Below are 16,037 nucleotides of genomic sequence, written 5' to 3' on the forward strand. Positions count from 1 at the left end.
TCTCATCTCCACTCCTCGGTGGTTACGATGTGCCAGAAACCCTCTCTTATCAAATCACCCTAAACTGTCCCATTGGCGCTGACGTCAAACAGACTGCTTTGCTCAAGGTCGGCTCTGGGCCGCCCGCGAGGACAGCTCAGGACGTCAGATTTCATTGTCTTCTGCGATGTCCAATGCATCTTCGAGCCACGCCCCGAGAGACCGAACGGCACTGTCCATCTTGGCGCGGCTGAACAGCGACTGAATTGCGCGTGAATTGCCAGTCTTATTGTATACTTGTGTCACTTTCATGCGCCGCATCGAATGCGTACCGAAAGTGCTCACCCTGGACGACATTGCGTGCGTGATGATCTGTTATTCGTAGGTTTTCGCAGGTGGCGAGAACGGCGCTGACAGGTTCTCGATCGTGGGCGTCTTTATGACGTCTAGCGGTAGAGGTGCACAGCGCCCCACTTCACTCTTCGGTCGTGCAAAGGCGATAGGCCTAGTGATTGCTTGCTGCTGAGGTGGTTCGCCCGGGAACGACACGTGGATCAACTCATCAACGGCTGCTGCAGCGTGCGCTATGCCATCTGATGGGACATAAAGCAGTTGGGCCAGACCATAAGCAACGGAGCCCGCTCTTTCCAGACGCTCGCCCTTGTGTTCATGTGCCAGGGTTCGATTGAATTTGATTTCGTATTCGACTTTCATTCGGTTGGGTGCTTTGGGGGTGATCTGGCCATTATTTGAAACTCTCAGGCGAATCTGATCTATTGCCATTCGGTATCAACAATGTTCATGGACTTGATCCGCGAATACAAAGTCGTTGGCCTGACGCCAAGCAAAGCTGCGGCGCCAGAGGGGCCGGAAACCAGCCCTTGTGTTTCACGCAAAGCGGCGATTAGGTTTGATCGCGCGAGGTCCTGCATCTGTGCTTCTGTTTTAAAGGAAGCGTTTGTTTGTGCGCTCGGCATCGCGCCCTCAAGTTCGACTACAAGCTTTGTATCCTGAGAAACAATTGCAGCACGCTCGATCACGTTGTGGAGTTCACGGACGTTTCCTGGCCAGTCGTAGCTCTGCAATTGCTGCACCCCGTGCTCGGTCAAAACCGGCACGGGCCGGTTCAGCCTTCGACAAGCGATCTTCAGCAGATGGGTAGCCAATTGTGGGATATCCTCATGCCGGTCGCGCAACGGAGGGCAGGTGATCGGGAAAACGTTGAGGAACAGATACAGGTCTTCACGAATGCGGTCTGCCCGTCGTACTTGCGCTTCGGTCAGAGAGGTGGCGGCGATGACGCGCAGGTCGATCGGCTTTGCCCGTGTGTCGCCCAACCGTGTTACTACGCCGTTCTGCAACACCGCCAGAAACTTGCCCTGAATCTCCAGCGGTAAATCTTCCACATCGTCCAGGAACAGCGTTCCACCATGGGCCAGTTCCAGCTTGCCGGGTTTGTCCCGCGTGGCCCCGTTATGGGCACCGCGCACCTGTCCGAACAACTCGGCCTCTACCTCTTCGGGGGCCACCGAACTGCATTTGAAATGTATCAGTGGACGGCGCGCGCGCGGGCTGGCTTTGTGTATTTCAGTCGCTACGAGGGATTTCCCGGTGCCTGTTTCGCCCGAGATCAGTACGGTTGCATCCGTGCCGGCAACCAGATCGATCCGTGTCACGATCTGCCGGATCGCGGGCGAGGTGCCGATGATGTCATGATGCGCGCGTTCCGAGGTGATCGCCTCTTGCAGGTAGGCGTTCTCTTGCTCCAGCCGGTCGCGCAGGGCGGCAACCTCACCCAGCGCATCGTGCAGCTTGCGTTCATTTTCCTTGCGTTCGGTGATGTCGCGAAAAATCACCACGGCCCCGGCCAGAACCTGTTGGTCGTAGATTGGGGTCGAGACATATTCGACGCGGATTGGTTTGCCATCCTTGCGCCAGAACACCTCATCCTCGATCCGGTTCACCTGCTCGAACCGGAAGGAACGATAGATAGGGCATTGCTGAGATGGGTAAACCTCGCCGTTCAAATGATGGTGGTGGATCATCGAATGGATGTCCTTGCCCAGCAGGTCCTGGGTCGTCCAGCCCAACATTTCTTGCGCGGCGCGGTTGACGAAGGTGGTCTTGCCTTCGGCATTGACTCCATAGATGCCTTCACCGGCTGCATTCAGGATCAACTGGTTCTGGCGTTCCAGTTCGGCAAAGAACCCTTCGGTCCGTTTCCATTCCAGAATACCGCCGCGAAAGGTCTCGGCCATCGCGGTCAGTTCGGCCCGGTGGTCCAACGCCTCCAGATCGGCCAGCGTCATCATCAACCAACCCGGTTTGCCCGGCATCTGACGTGCGCGCAGTTCGCAGCGCGTCACCTTTCCATTGGCCGAGGTCAGGGGAATGTCACGGGTCCAGCTTTCGCTGCGGTGGTCGACCTCTTCAATAAACACGACAAATTGCGGCAGCGCGGATCGCAGATAGCGCGAGAAGGGTAAAGGCCGGGTATCAGGCCCTGCACCCAGAAAATCTTTAGCGTGGGTATTCCAATCGACGATCCGGTCGGCAGAGGTGTCCAGCACTAGCGCCGCCTCGGGCAGCGCGTGCAAAAGGGAATCGGGGGGCAGCAGGGCAAGCGTCATATTCGCAGTCTAGCGCTGCGGCGCGGCATCAGAATTCGAGATTTCGTAATTTACGATTTATCGTAAAATCTGCCAGACCTCATTTTGAGTAAACTATTATTTTCAATTGATTTTATTCGATGCACAAATTTTGTGCGCCCCCTGTTTTGGCGCCATTCCGGCTGGCACCATCATGTCAACTTCACTGACACGAGGGGAAAACCATGACGATCAAGAGCCTTGGAAATCCGTTTTCTGCCAAGACCGACCTGCGCCACGGGGCCGATTGCGGTTGCGAGGGGTGCCTGTCGGGCCACGGCCATGACAAGGACTATGCCGAGCTCGAGGTTATGACCTCGGAACAGGTGACCGAACGCGTGGTCGAAAGCGCGATCGTGCGGTCTGTGTTTGGGCAAAGCGACATCAACCGTCGGTCGTTCATGGGGATGCTGGGTGGCGGGACCGCTGCGGCGGCGCTGGCCTCGGTCTTTCCGCTTGAGCAGGCCAAGGCGGCCATCCTCGACAATCTGGGCACGCCCGAGAAAACCGATCTAAACATCGGCTTTGTTCCGATCACCTGCGCCACGCCGATCATCATGGCGCAACCGATGGGGTTCTATGAACGCTACGGCCTGAATGCTCAGGTCATCAAAACAGCCGGCTGGGCGGTGGCCCGCGACAAGTCATTGTCGGGCGAATACGACGCGAGTCACATGCTGACACCCATGCCACTGGCGATGACCATGGGCGCGGGATCAGTCGCGACGCCTTACATCATGCCTGCCGTCGAGAACATCAACGGACAGGCCATCGTTCTATCGAATGAACATCTGGACAAACGCGACCCGAAGCAGTGGAAGGGCTTCACCTTCGGCGTGCCGTTCGAATACTCGATGCACAACTTCCTGCTGCGCTATTACGTGGCTGAGTTCGGGCTGGACCCGGACGTCGACATCCAGATCCGTGTTGTACCGCCGCCAGAAATGGTTGCGAACCTGCGCGCCGGAAACCTCGACGGCTACTTGTCGCCCGACCCGTTCAACCAACGCGCCGTATGGGAGGGGATCGGCTTTATCCACACCCTGACCAAGGACATCTGGGAAGGCCATCCCTGCTGTGCCTTCGCCGCGCCGCTGAGTTTTGCAACCGAGCTGCCGAATACCTATGGCGCGCTGCTCAAGTCGATCATCGACGCCACGCAATTCGCGTCGAACCCTGATAACCGCAAGGATATCTCGGAAGCGATTGCGCCAACCAACTACTTGAACCAGCCTGTTCCAGTGATCGAGCAGGTTCTGACCGGTACCTATGCCGATGGATTGGGTGAGGTGCAGCAAGTGCCCGACCGGATCGATTTCGATCCCTTCCCCTGGCATTCGATGGGGGTCTGGATCCTGACGCAGATGAAGCGCTGGGGCTATGTCGAGGGCGATGTGGATTACAAAGGCGTGGCCGAGCAGGTCTATTTGGCTGCTGATGCCAAAAAGGTCATGACCGATCTGGGCTATGACGCGCCGGACGTGACCTACAAAACCCACACCATCATGGGCAAGACCTTCGATCCGAAAGATCCCGAAAGGTATGTGTCCAGCTTTGCAATCGGGAAAGCGTCGTAAATGTTGGACAACCTCTCGATCAATCAGCGCGCGGCGCTGCTGTCGGTGGTGATGCTGGTGGTCGGCCTTCTGATATGGGAGACCGCCATTCCCGCGCAGAAATCCGTCGGAGAACTGACTGAATACGAGCGCCTGACCGGTGGTGGGGCGCAGAAGGCAGGTGTGCCACCCCCAAGTCAGGTCATCGCCAAGGCGTGGGAGCAGCTGTCGAACCCGTTCTATGACGCCGGCCCGAATGACAAGGGGATCGGCATTCAGATCGGCTATTCGATCTATCGTGTTCTGGCCGGGTATTTCATGGCTGCCCTTGTGGCGATCCCGCTGGGGTTTCTGATCGGGATGAGTCAGGTCGCCTACAAGGCGTTCAACCCATTCATTCAGGTGCTGCGGCCCATTTCTCCGTTGGCGTGGATGCCGCTGGCCCTGTTCATCATTCAGGACAGCGAGGCGAGCGCGATTTTCGTGATCTTCATCTGCTCGATCTGGCCGATGCTGATTAACACAGCCTTTGGCGTCGCCGGTGTCCGGCAGGATTGGGTGAATGTCGCACGCACGCATGAATTGGGGCCGTTTCGTACCGCCTTTACCGTCATTCTGCCCGCCGCAGCCCCAACGATCATTACGGGCATGCGGATATCCATCGGCATCGCGTGGCTGGTGATCGTGGCGGCTGAGATGCTCGTGGGTGGGACCGGCATTGGCTATTACGTGTGGAACGAGTGGAACAACCTCGACCTCACCTCGGTGATCTTCTCCATCCTCATGATCGGCATTGTTGGCATGCTGCTGGACTCGGCCTTTGCCTACCTGCAGCGCGCCGTCGCCTATGCCGAATAAGGAACAATACTCATGAGCAAGCCGTTTCTGAATATCGAACTGCTGACCCAGCAATTCCCCGACGGTCAGGGCGGTACCCTGACCGTGTTCGAAAACGCCAGCTTTGGCATCGAAAAGGGCGAATTCGTCTGCATCCTAGGCCATTCCGGCTGTGGAAAGTCGACCATCATGAACATCCTGGCCGGTCTGGCAAAACCCACGTCAGGCGTGGTCAAGATGGACGGGTTCGAAGTATCCGGCCCCTCGCTGGATCGCGGTGTGGTGTTCCAGAACTACTCGCTGTTGCCGTGGCTGTCGGCACTCAAGAACGTGACCTTCGGTGTCAAAGCCCGCTATCCCGACTGGACCGCCGCCAAGGTCGAAGAACACGCGCGCGCGTTCCTGGCCAAGGTGGGGCTTGAGGGCGATGTGGTGCACCGCAAACCCAGTCAGTTATCCGGCGGTATGCGGCAACGCGTGTCCATCGCGCGCGCCTTTGCCAACCAGCCCAAGCTATTGTTGCTGGACGAACCCTTCGGCGCGCTGGACGCACTGACACGGGGGACAATTCAGGACGAATTGCTAAAGGTATGGGGCGAAACCGAGCAGACAGTGTTCATGATCACCCATGACATCGACGAAGCGATCCTGCTGGCCGACCGCATCCTGCTGATGACCAATGGTCCCTTTGCACGGGTGGCCGAGTCGGTCGAGATCACCGTTCCCCGGCCTCGTACCCGCACGGAAATCGTCGATCACCCCAACTACTACGCGACCCGAAACCATCTGGTGCAGTTCCTTGGGCAGCGTTCGAAAGAGCTCGCCGGACAAGCAAGCGACGGCGCAGCACAACGGCCCGAGTCGGTGGTGATCGACCTGACGGACCCGGCACCCGAAGTGCCCGAGACCAACCCCCAACTGCGGGCGGTCAACGACTGAAAGACCCCCACACGGACAATCCAATCAGGAGGAACCCCAATGAAAGATACAATCGAAATCCCCGCCATGATGACCAAAGAGGACGTCACAATGATGATCCTGTCAGCCAAGAAACAAGCCGGGATGACATGGGAAGGCATCGCCGAGAAAATCGATATGTCGCCGGTCTGGACCCATTCCGCCTGCATGGGCATGAACGCCTTCCCTGCCGACAAGGCCGACGCCATGGTCGCCCTGATGGGCCTGCCGCAAGAGGCCGCAAGCGCTCTGTCCGAACCGCCCACGAAAGTCTGGGAGCAGGCTGTCCCCACCGACCCCTGCATCTATCGGTTTTATGAAATCGTCGGCGTCTATGGCCCGACACTCAAGGCACTGATCGAAGAGAAATTCGGAACCGGTATCATGTCCGCTATTGATTTCGACATGCAGGTCACCCGCGTTCCGCACGAAAAAGGCGACCGGGTCAAGGTTGAGATGTCGGGCAAGTACTTGTCCTACAATTCTTGGTGAGTAAATCACGGGACATTGAACTGCTGGGCCAGCCTCAGGGCTGAGGCTGGCCGCGAGCTGAGTATTCGGAAAAGCGGGGCTGTCCACCTTGGTGTGGCTAACAAAAAAAAGCTGAACAGCTCGAAGATTTCCGGTTTTCTTGTGTATTTGTGAAACCTTGGTTCTCTTCATGTAATGGGTACCGTTTGCGCTCGCCTCATGACTGATCGATATGACCCAATTGCGGACGATCCGTGCGTATCGACGCACAGCGATGTTCAACTTGGAAATCGCACCAAATGTAAAGTCACTAGGCTCAGCCTATGGCCTGGTGGCCCAAGCGTATTGTGCGGATGCGGCGAACCTGAGCTCAGCCGACCTTTGACTTTACGCTCGCAGCGAACAACGGCTAATCGAGTTCAGCTTTCCAGGCACCACGGGCCTGAAACCGGATACGATCATGCCGGAAGACGGAGACGGTTCGAATGCCGTATTCCAACAGCCCTACTTCACCACGCTGCCTTTCCTTGTCGGATAGACGGATGCGGTAGCGGCTGTGCCAAACGGCTGGCCGAGCAGGTCCAAAAATTGTCCCCACTTTGTTCAGCGCCGTTTCGGCCGGGTTGCGGTTTCCCTTATTACCTGGTCCGCCACGAGCGCAGCCGCTTCAACCCGGCGGTCAATTGGCTGAGGGAACAAGCGTTGGAGAACACCAAGTCCGACTGAACAGATGGTCGATTTGTGATGTTGGTTTGAATATGAGATTTCGCAGTCCATAGAGGCCATTCAAATCACTACCCTCTCTTTTGGCCAAACGAAACTGCAATCCAATGGCGGCAGGTTTGTGGGCTGAGCTGCAACATCGACCGTTACTGTTACATCTCTGCTCAGAACTTTGCTCCAGATCATCTTCTACTTTCCAGCTTTGCGATTGCAGCAAACGGCAGCTTTGGCGCGCCGCACCGCAGAGAAGGTGACCAGGGTCGAACGGCAGCTGAGGGCCGCCCGACTTTGCTAGATTTCAATAGCCTCAAAAACCGCGTCGAGAACTCGCACCTGCCGTTTCGACGACGGGATCGCGCGATGCAGCGTTTCAGGCGCATGCGAAGTTCACAGAAATTCGCCGCCGTCCATTCTTCCGTCTACAACCACTTAAATCAGGAAAGATCCCTAACCAGCAGAGAATCATTCGAGCGGACACGTACCGCCGCTCTTGCTGAGTGGCGTCAACTTTGTTCCGGATAGGTTCACTGTTTTGGCAGCAAACTAAGACTAGTTCGAAGTCGTCTGACAGCACCCTCCAAATTACTTGGGCGGCTCGATCCCCAATTGTACGTTCGAATACCAGTCTGCGATCTCTCGAATCTCTTCATCCGTCAAAGATGCCGCGATCTCGGACATGATCTCATGCTGCCGATTGCCATTTCGGAACGCTTTGAGCTGCGTATCAATGTAGATATTGACCTCACCTGCAAGGTTTGGCGCATCAAGAAGTTGCGATATTCCGTCTGCCCCATGGCAAGACACGCAGGCCAAGGGCGCGTCCTCCTCGCTCACACCGTCGGGGAGCGTAGCCACTGCGGAATGCGACGCATACCAAGCCGCGACGTCCGAGATCTGTTGCGCCGAAAGACTTGCTGTCACGATAGACATCATCTCGTGTTCGCGCTGGCCAGTCTTGAAGGCCATCAACTGAGCCTCAAGATACTCCTTCGGCTCACCACCGATATGCGGGGCGATGGGGATTTGCGAATATCCATCAACGCCGTGACAAGTACGGCACATATTGGCGACTTTTCGTCCCTCGGCCGGATCATCTGCAAAAGCGTAGGTTCCCAAGGCGAGCATGAGCCCGCCAAGGGTGATAAGTTCTCCAGCCTTCATTCCGAAGGCGCGGGATTATATGCGATTCGCCAGATCGCACCCGCGAAGTCGTCGGATACCAGCATGGAGCCATCGGGCAGGAATTCGATGTCCATCGGACGGCCAAGATACTCGCCAGTATCCTCGTTCAGCCAGCCATCCGCGAAAACCTGCGCTCCGACTGCATCGCCTGTTTCGGGGTCAAGCGCGGTGAACATTACACGTGCACCAACTGGCGTCGTGCGGTTCCACGAGCCGTGCTGCGCCCAAAAGATGCCGCCGTGGTACTCTTCCGGGAAGCTGTCATCGTGATAGAAGCGCATACCAAGGTCAGCTGCGTGCGCGGTCAACTCAAGCTGAGGTTCGACGAATTCCACGCCTTCAGGTCGAGGGTAATCAGCTTCCGAGACGATCTCAACCCGAGAATTGGTCCATGGAAAGCCGAAATGCTGGCCCGCGCTGGTCTGTCGGTTCAACTCGCCCGGCGGAATGTCATCACCCATGCCGTCGACTTGGTTGTCCGTCCACCAAAGCTCGCCTGTCGCGGGGTTGAAATCCTGGCCTACCGAGTTGCGGACCCCACGTGTATAGACTTCGCGGTCGGATCCATCGGTATTCATCCGAATAATACCGCCAATGCCGATCTCGTCATAGAGCTCAATCTTGTCTTTAGGTTGCACGTTGTGAGGTTGGCCGAGCGAAATATACAGCTTACCATCCGGGCCAATATCGCAAACGCGCGCGGTGTGGTTGAAGCTCTCTTCCTCTGGCGGGATCAGCTCTCCCTGCGGAACCACGATGCCGACGGCTGGATCTGGACCTTCGAAGAAGAATTCGGCCGCCGGAAAAACCAGGACCCGGTTGCGCTCTGCAATGAAAAGGAATCCATCCGGCGAGAAGCAGGGGCCATTTGGAATATCGAGAGCAATCGAGGGAGCAAAATCCTTTACTTCATCCGCGACGCGATCACGGTCGCGATCTACGATAGACCACATCTTGTCTTTGCGTGTTCCAGCAAAAAGAACCGTGCCCTGAGGGGCCATAGCCATTGAACGCGCGTCCGGCACGACAGCATAAAGACTGACCTCAAAACCCTCTGGTACGTTGATATTCGGCACAATCGCTTTCAGCGCTTCGGCGCGTTCGCCTTCCTGATCGACGAAGGTGAACGTAGCGTCCGTTTTCTGCATGTTGGCGAGCTTGTCCATGTTGTCTTGGGCGAGCGTCGGCCCTGCAAGCATGGTCCCGAGCATAAGCCCAGAAAGAACTTTCCTGTAAGTCATTTGGTCCTCCCTTTTTCGATAGGGCGCCCGGCCTCTTGCGTGGCAGTGCGGTCCCACGAACACCAATCTACTCTTTACCTTGGGTAAGCTGTCAACTTGTTTAACTAATGCACTAATGAAAGCTGACGACGACGGAACGAAGCTGGCAACTGTATTTGCCATGCGAGTTGAGCGTTCCACTTTTGCCGTGATTTGCACAGTGCATTCGCGATTGGGACGAGTGTTCTGGGGTCTTGTCAAAAGAGCTTTGCTTGAGCGGGGCAGGGGTGTTGCGTAGCTTTTTTCCATGACCAGACCTGCCTCTTTCAAGTACTTTAAAACCAGTCCCGAAATCATCCGCCTTACGGTGATGTTATACATTCGCTTCCCGCTTTCGCTTCGGAATGTCGAAGATCTGCTGCACGAGCGAGGCATCGACGTGAGCCACGAAACCGTCCGATATTGGTGGAACAGGTTTGGCCCGATATTTGCTGCTGAGATAAGGCGGAAGCGTGTTCAGCAATTGAGAGCATACTCCAAATGGAAGTGGCACGTGGACGAGGTTTTTGTGAAGGTGAATGGCAAGCGGTATTATCTTTAGCAGGCCGTTGATCACGAAGGTGAGGTGCTGGAAGCCGTTGTCACCAAACGCCGAAACAAGGCTGCAGCACCGAAATTCCTCAAGAAATTGATGAAGCGGCACGGTTGCGCCGAAGAGATCGTCACAGATTGCTTCGCCTCTTACAAGGCTGCGCTCAGAGAAATGGGCGCGCTTGAAAAACAAAGGACGGGTAGGTGGCTCAACAACCGCGTCGAGAATTCGCACCTTCCTTTCCGACGACGCGAACGCGCGATGCAGCGTTTCAGGCGCATACGAAGTCTACAGAAATTCGCCGCCGTCCATTCCTCCGTCTACAACCACTTCAACCAGGAAAGATCGCTAGCCAGCCGAGACGCCTTCAAGCTGACACGCGCCGCCGCTCTTAGCGAGTGGCGTCAAATTTGTTCCGGATAGGTTCGCGGTTTCCGCGGTAACCTGAGACTGGTTCGAATTCGTCTGACAGCACGCCCACGAATGACTGGTTAGCGCCGGCTCCTATCAGAGCAAACTGGCTTTCACCCTTAATGGGCTACAAGTTCCATGCAGGAAACGCGCCTGGGTTGAATAAAAACTTCCAATCAACCAAAGTGAACTCCAGGGGTATCTGCTGTGCTGACATGGAGGCGCTTGTTTTGTGCAAGGCGATTTGACTGACACGCCGGTGGATACGGTACCGCATGCGCGGTTGAACCGACCTTTGTTGGGTATGAATTTCTTTGCCGGAGATGTGACCGCAGGGTTCGGCCCCTACTTGGCGATCTACCTTTTGGCCCAACTTCACTGGTCGCCCCAGAACATCGGTTTCGCACTTGCCCTCGGATCAATTGTAACGGTGCTAGCACAGACACCGGCCGGAGCGTTGATTGATTGGATACGCGCCAAGCGCGCTTTGATGGTTGTTTGTGTCGCAGCTGTGGGTTTGGCGGCTTTGACCCTTGTTGTATCTAACGAGGCGATTGCGATCTATGGCGCGCAAGCGACAATGGGTGTCGCGCTGGCTTTTCTCGGTCCGCTGATTGCAGCCATGACGCTGGGCGTTGTCGGGCGAGGGGCGTTTACCCGCCAAACCAGCGCGAACCAAGCATGGAACCACGCAGGGAACGTGGTGGCGGCGGGGATTGCCGCGGGTTTAGCATTGGCAGGCTATGTAAATGGGGTGTTTATCCTGATATCCGTGATGTGTGTGGGCATGATTTTTTGCACCATGCTGATCAGACCCAACGATATTGACCACGAAACTGCCCGTGGTGGCGTTGCCGAGGACAGATCGGGCGCCGAAAAGCCTAGCGGCTTTGCCACGATCTTCAGTGACAGGCGTCTTCTGATTTTTGGCGTTTCGATCGTCCTGTTTCACTGTGCAAACGCCAGTATGCTACCTTTGGTGAGCCAGAAGGTCGCCAGCGGAGGCGATACCAAGGCCGGGATTGCGTTCACTTCGGCTTGCATCATCTCGGCACAGTTCATTATGGTCGGAATGGCAGTTCTCTGTGGCCGGACCGCAGATCATTGGGGTCGCAAACCACTGTTTTTGGTTGCTTTCTCAATTCTTCCGATCCGCGCCTTTCTCTATACTCTGACAGACAATAGCGTGGCGCTTGTCGCCATTCAGTCGTTGGACGGCGTAGCAAACGGAATCTTTGCCGTTCTGTTTTTGCTCATCGTTTCGGATGTGACTAAAGGAACCGGGCGGTTCAATATCGCACAAGGGGCGTTGGCCACCCTCGTCGGAGTTGGAGCTTCGGTCAGCAACCTGGCGGCAGAAGAGATCGTGCAGATAAGCAGTTACGATATGGCGTTTTACTTTCTTGCAGCCGTCTCGCTACTGGGGGCGTTGATTTTCGCCACTCTGATGCCGGAAACGGCTCCGCATGCAAGCCGCAATCAGAACAAGCCTGACGCCGCGCAATCTTAACCGGAGTAGCACATTGTCCTTCAGTCTTGGGGTCTCAATTGCCGTTTTCACTCTGATTGCCATCCGCGAATGGCTGCCCGCGTCTATCAAAATATGGCATGTCATGACCGCAGGTGCATTCGCTCTGCTGGTCACGGGCGCCATAACTCCGAAATCTGCCATTGAAGCGATAGACTGGAATGTCATGCTTTACCTGTTTTCCGTCTTCTCCATCGGGCGCGCCCTGTATGAAAACGGTATCTCGCATCGGATCGCGGGCTGGATGGTAGGCTGGCGAACGCCCGGCGTCTCACTCGTGGCGTTCATGCTTCTGTTCGCGCTGATCGCCGCAGTCCTGACCAACGACGCGGCTGCCATTATCGGCACACCCATTGCGCTGATGTTGGCGCGTCAAACCGGAGCCGACCAGCGAACCTTTCTGATCGCGCTTTGCGTTGCCGTCACGATCGGCAGCATGGCCACGCCTATTGGGAACCCGCAGAACTTGTTGATTGCGGCCAGCGGCCAAGTTCCGGCCCCCATGATTACGTTTGTTCACTGGCTCATTGTTCCCACGTTGATCTGTTTGGGAGGCAGTGCATTTTGGCTTTCCAAGCGAATGGTGGTTTCGACTCCAAGCGTGGAAAAGGCGGATGTAGCAGAGGAAAATGGCGGGGTTAAATGGCCAGTGCTTCTGGCCATTATTGTCCTTGTCGTTCTTGTAACCGTTGAGAGTGTTCTGGCAGCCACCGGATCAGACTTCGGGTATCCGCTGGGGGTCGCAGCGGCCATCGCCTGTTTGCCAGTCTACTTGTTTGATAGTGCCCGGCTGAAAACCTTTGCCCGCCTCGACTGGCCTACGTTGGTATTCTTTGTATCCATGTTCATTGTAACAGGTGCGCTGCTGAATTCGGGATCGTTGCAGACTATTCTGGGCGAAGAGCGCGAGCATATGAGTGAACCGCTGGTGACAGCCGGTATCAGCTTTTTTGGCAGCCAGATTTTTTCAAACGTGCCACTGGTCGATATGTACCTGAAGCTGATGCCTTCTTTCGATGTGCCAAATCTGATGATGCTTGCCGGTATCTCGACCTTGGCTGGGAACGTCTTCATCATCAGCGCGGCTAGCAATGTCATCGTCTTGCAAATGGCGGATCGCATGGGGGCGCAGGAAGTGACGTTCACCCAGTTCATGAAGGATGTCATGCCCATCGGGCTAGTTTCGACTGGGATTACGGTTGGTTGGATTTTGCTTCTTGAGGCTCACTTGTCCGGCAAGGCGTTTTGATGAACAAACTGATTTGCACCGGCTCGGAGCCGCAGCTACGGGTCCGGCAGTTTTTTGAACTGTACTAGCCGGTTCCCTGATCTTTTAATCGCGAGACAAGCATCACGGCACGATAAGTTTCCCCGTCAGGTTCGGCGGTTGCATAAAGGTGTGAATCGAGTGCGTTGTCAGAAATCGAAAAACGCCTTATTCCAGTTGGAAAGAATCCGTTCAATGCAAACGCCCGAGCTGCGGCTGCATTGACCTCGCCCGATGGCATAACTCGGACAACAGCGGCGAGTTTGTCTGTGTCCCAAGGCAGACTCATTGCGCGGGCAATAATATGACGTGCCAATCCCTGGCCCTTTAGTGTTGAGAACAAGCCGTTCAATTTGCGGATTCGAAGGCCATCCCAACTCTCGGGTTTCGTATAAAGGCCACCAAGCACTTTGCCATTCTCAAATACCACGACAAGGTTGTTTCCCGGTGCGGTAAGCATATCCTTCGATATGTTGTTCAAATTTGCAGGTGTGCGATTGATCTGTTCTTTTAGCTCAAAAATATAAGCATCAATTACCTCATCCGGCGCAGCGTCAGCCGGGTATACTCTGATGCTCGGTGGCATTTTTCCAGAAATGCTCATTCAGTTTAGCAGTCCTTTTCTAAACGCACCTCGCAGCGTTCGCTCATTGCTGTTCGAAGACGCCTATGTCTTCGATCCATCTAACATGTCGCGGATGACTTCAGCGAGCGCAACAGCGACCGGTTGCAACGAATTGGGGTCGAAGTGTACGCCATCAATGGTGCCGGGACCGACCACTTCATTGATATCAAAGCACCGCGCGCCAAACGTGGCGGTGACCGGGGGATATGTGTCGCGAAGCCGTTGCAGCGCTGCTGGGCATTGAACGGGATCGAACAAAGGTGCCAGCCAAGTTCTGCTGACGTCACCCATTGCAGGCGGCACCAACGCGAGCGTAGCAGGGGCCCGGCCACCGGGCCCCACATTCGATTTCGATACGACTTCCAGAAGGCGGCCGAGACCACGGGCGATTTCATCGCCATTTACATTAAAGCGAGTCTTAACGTCATTTGATCCCAGAAGGATTACGACAAGATCGAGTGGCATGTGCGTCTTGAGTGCTATTGGCAATTGGGCGAGACCGCTCGTTTCGCCGATCATGGGATCGTCGAAGACTGTGGTTCTGCCATTCAACCCGTCTTCGATCACGTGGTAGGCTGTACCGAGTTCCGCCTGCAGCCGCCTCGTCCATCGTTCAGTGAAATCGTACCGGACAAAGTCAGCACCGCCGCGCGGATCGAACCCCCAGGTCAACGAATCCCCGAAGCATAGCACTGACTTCGGGTTGTCAGCCTGCTGACTCTGTATTTGCTCGTTCAAAATAGCTCGCTTTTCATTGCTCAAGGCCAGCATACTCGTGCTGGAAAGGACCTCAAGCCTTGAGCCACGACACTGGCCAGCGAGTCGGCGAACAGCTAGGCCCTTTAGGGCAAACTGTCACTTAGCGGCAGCTTCTACGCACACAGAGAAGGTTCGGTTTGGCGGCTCATACCGTGGCATCTGTCGCTAAGGCTCTACGGCAGCATTCAAGTATGGATTCCATCCAAGCTGAGGCAATTTACAAACGAGCTTTTTCCGTTTGGGTCTCCTGCTTGATCAAAGCAGAAGACCTGCACTAGCATTGAGGTGTCATGGCTAGTGGTCTTCTCCTTGATATATCGGGTGTTCTTTACAACGGAACGCAAGTGATCTCGGGCGCCAAGGAAGCGGTGGATCGATGTAGAACGCAAGAGATCCCAATCCGTTTTCTCACAAACACCACTCGCAGACCCAAGCGGCTTATTGTCGAAAGGCTGAATCAATTCGGCTTTGCAGTCGACACGAACGAGGTCATCACTCCTTCTCGGGCTGCTTGTGACTGGTTGAATCAAAACGGGTATTCTCCTCACCTTTTGGTACATCCAGACCTGATAGAGGATTTTAAAGGGGTGGTTCAGGGAAAGCCTGCCGCTGTAGTTTTGGGTGATGCGGGGCAGTCTTTTAACTACGAGAACCTAAATGCAGCGTTTCGCGCTCTTGACCAAGGTGCCCCTTTCTTAGCGTTGGCAGCGAACCGGGTTTTTCGCGATGCCGACGGCGCGCTCAGTCTTGATGCCGGAGCGTTCGTGCATGGCCTTGAATACGCGGCCCAAGTCGAAGCTCAAGTCTTGGGGAAACCATCGGCCACGTTTTTTCGGGCGGCTGCTAACAGCATGGGATTACCACTCGCGAAAGTCATCATGATAGGGGATGACGCTGAAAACGACGTCGCCGGAGCGCTAAAAGCGGGTGTCGGCAAAGCCATACTGGTTCGCACCGGGAAGTACCGCCCTGGCGAGGAAAAGCGATACGATCTGGTACCTTCTTTCGTGGCAGATGACATATCCGAAGCAGTTGGCTGGGTGATGAAGCTCCATGCCCGATGATGGGTAGGATCTGACACCCTCTGAGTGTCGCGTTGTGGGTGTTCAGTTGGCCTCTGGTTTTACGCTCGTGGCGAACGGCAGGTTGGGCTGGCCGCGTCGCAGTATTTGTTGGCGAAGTTCAATGTCCTGTGTGGATGGCTCCTGCATTGCAAGAGATTTCTGTAGTTGCGATGGTCTGTCAGTACAGTCGTGTGTCCGGCCTGTTTGCGTGGCGGTTG

13 protein-coding genes and 2 pseudogenes are annotated in these 16,037 nt (G+C 55.7%); 9 read left to right on the forward strand and 6 right to left on the reverse strand.

All coding sequences use genetic code 11. The features are described 5' to 3' along the window. Positions 1–354 precede the first annotated feature (354 nt). Together ACR0NJ_RS20950 and ACR0NJ_RS20955 are read right to left on the reverse strand one after the other, a co-directional pair. Positions 355–762 carry a hypothetical protein gene (locus tag ACR0NJ_RS20950; protein WP_480819030.1) on the reverse strand — a complete coding sequence of 136 codons (408 nt, stop codon included), beginning with the start codon at positions 760–762 and terminating at the stop codon, positions 355–357. Then, positions 753–2,609 (reverse strand): sigma 54-interacting transcriptional regulator, encoded by a 1,857-nt coding sequence (locus ACR0NJ_RS20955; protein WP_480819031.1) that lies wholly within the window; start codon positions 2,607–2,609, stop codon positions 753–755. The genes ACR0NJ_RS20950 and ACR0NJ_RS20955 overlap by 10 nt, the downstream gene beginning before the upstream one ends. Before the next feature lie 203 nt (positions 2,610–2,812). Between ACR0NJ_RS20955 and ACR0NJ_RS20960 the strand changes: the two genes are divergently transcribed. From ACR0NJ_RS20960 to ACR0NJ_RS20980, 5 genes and pseudogenes are all read left to right on the forward strand, one after another. Beyond that, positions 2,813–4,204, forward strand: coding sequence for a CmpA/NrtA family ABC transporter substrate-binding protein (locus tag ACR0NJ_RS20960; RefSeq protein WP_480819032.1), 1,392 nt, complete (start codon positions 2,813–2,815; stop codon positions 4,202–4,204). Further along, entirely contained in the window at positions 4,205–5,041 is an 837-nt protein-coding gene (ntrB, locus tag ACR0NJ_RS20965; protein WP_480819033.1) for a nitrate ABC transporter permease, read from the forward strand. A gap of 12 nt (positions 5,042–5,053) precedes the next feature. Beyond that, a complete protein-coding gene (locus ACR0NJ_RS20970) occupies positions 5,054–5,959 on the forward strand; it encodes an ABC transporter ATP-binding protein (RefSeq protein ID WP_480819034.1) in 906 nt (301 codons plus the stop codon). A 39-nt stretch (positions 5,960–5,998) separates the two neighbouring features. Further along, positions 5,999–6,469 (forward strand): cyanase, encoded by a 471-nt coding sequence (gene cynS, locus ACR0NJ_RS20975; protein WP_480819035.1) that lies wholly within the window; start codon positions 5,999–6,001, stop codon positions 6,467–6,469. A 1,008-nt stretch (positions 6,470–7,477) separates the two neighbouring features. Continuing rightward, positions 7,478–7,693 (forward strand): annotated as a pseudogene (locus tag ACR0NJ_RS20980) (IS6 family transposase); the annotation flags it as partial. Between the two features lie 60 nt (positions 7,694–7,753). Here the strand turns inward: ACR0NJ_RS20980 and ACR0NJ_RS20985 are convergent. Beyond that, positions 7,754–8,332 (reverse strand): c-type cytochrome, encoded by a 579-nt coding sequence (locus ACR0NJ_RS20985; RefSeq protein WP_480819036.1) that lies wholly within the window; start codon positions 8,330–8,332, stop codon positions 7,754–7,756. Next, positions 8,329–9,594, reverse strand: coding sequence for a PQQ-dependent sugar dehydrogenase (locus tag ACR0NJ_RS20990; RefSeq protein WP_480819037.1), 1,266 nt, complete (start codon positions 9,592–9,594; stop codon positions 8,329–8,331). Before ACR0NJ_RS20990 ends, ACR0NJ_RS20985 begins: the two co-directional genes overlap by 4 nt. Positions 9,595–9,880: 286 nt before the next feature. Here ACR0NJ_RS20990 and ACR0NJ_RS20995 point away from each other — a divergent pair. From ACR0NJ_RS20995 to ACR0NJ_RS21005, 3 genes and pseudogenes are all read left to right on the forward strand, one after another. Continuing rightward, positions 9,881–10,588: pseudogene (locus tag ACR0NJ_RS20995) on the forward strand (IS6 family transposase). A 220-nt stretch (positions 10,589–10,808) separates the two neighbouring features. Continuing rightward, positions 10,809–12,086, forward strand: coding sequence for an MFS transporter (locus tag ACR0NJ_RS21000; RefSeq protein ID WP_480819038.1), 1,278 nt, complete (start codon positions 10,809–10,811; stop codon positions 12,084–12,086). Then, positions 12,043–13,353 (forward strand): ArsB/NhaD family transporter, encoded by a 1,311-nt coding sequence (locus tag ACR0NJ_RS21005; RefSeq protein ID WP_480819039.1) that lies wholly within the window; start codon positions 12,043–12,045, stop codon positions 13,351–13,353. Before ACR0NJ_RS21000 ends, ACR0NJ_RS21005 begins: the two co-directional genes overlap by 44 nt. Before the next feature lie 64 nt (positions 13,354–13,417). On the opposite strand, the gene ACR0NJ_RS21010 is transcribed toward ACR0NJ_RS21005, so the two are convergent. Continuing rightward, on the reverse strand, positions 13,418–13,975 hold the full coding sequence (locus ACR0NJ_RS21010; protein WP_480819040.1) for a hypothetical protein: 558 nt from the start codon (positions 13,973–13,975) through the stop codon (positions 13,418–13,420). A 63-nt stretch (positions 13,976–14,038) separates the two neighbouring features. Then, positions 14,039–14,758 carry a GDSL-type esterase/lipase family protein gene (locus ACR0NJ_RS21015; RefSeq protein WP_480819041.1) on the reverse strand — a complete coding sequence of 240 codons (720 nt, stop codon included), beginning with the start codon at positions 14,756–14,758 and terminating at the stop codon, positions 14,039–14,041. Between the two features lie 287 nt (positions 14,759–15,045). On the opposite strand from ACR0NJ_RS21015, the gene ACR0NJ_RS21020 reads away from it, so the two are divergent. Continuing rightward, positions 15,046–15,819: a TIGR01458 family HAD-type hydrolase gene (locus ACR0NJ_RS21020; protein ID WP_480819042.1), complete on the forward strand. Its 774-nt coding sequence runs from the start codon at positions 15,046–15,048 to the stop codon at positions 15,817–15,819. Positions 15,820–16,037: the final 218 nt, after the last annotated feature.

The sequence above is a fragment of the Ruegeria sp. F11 genome, from assembly GCF_056533855.1.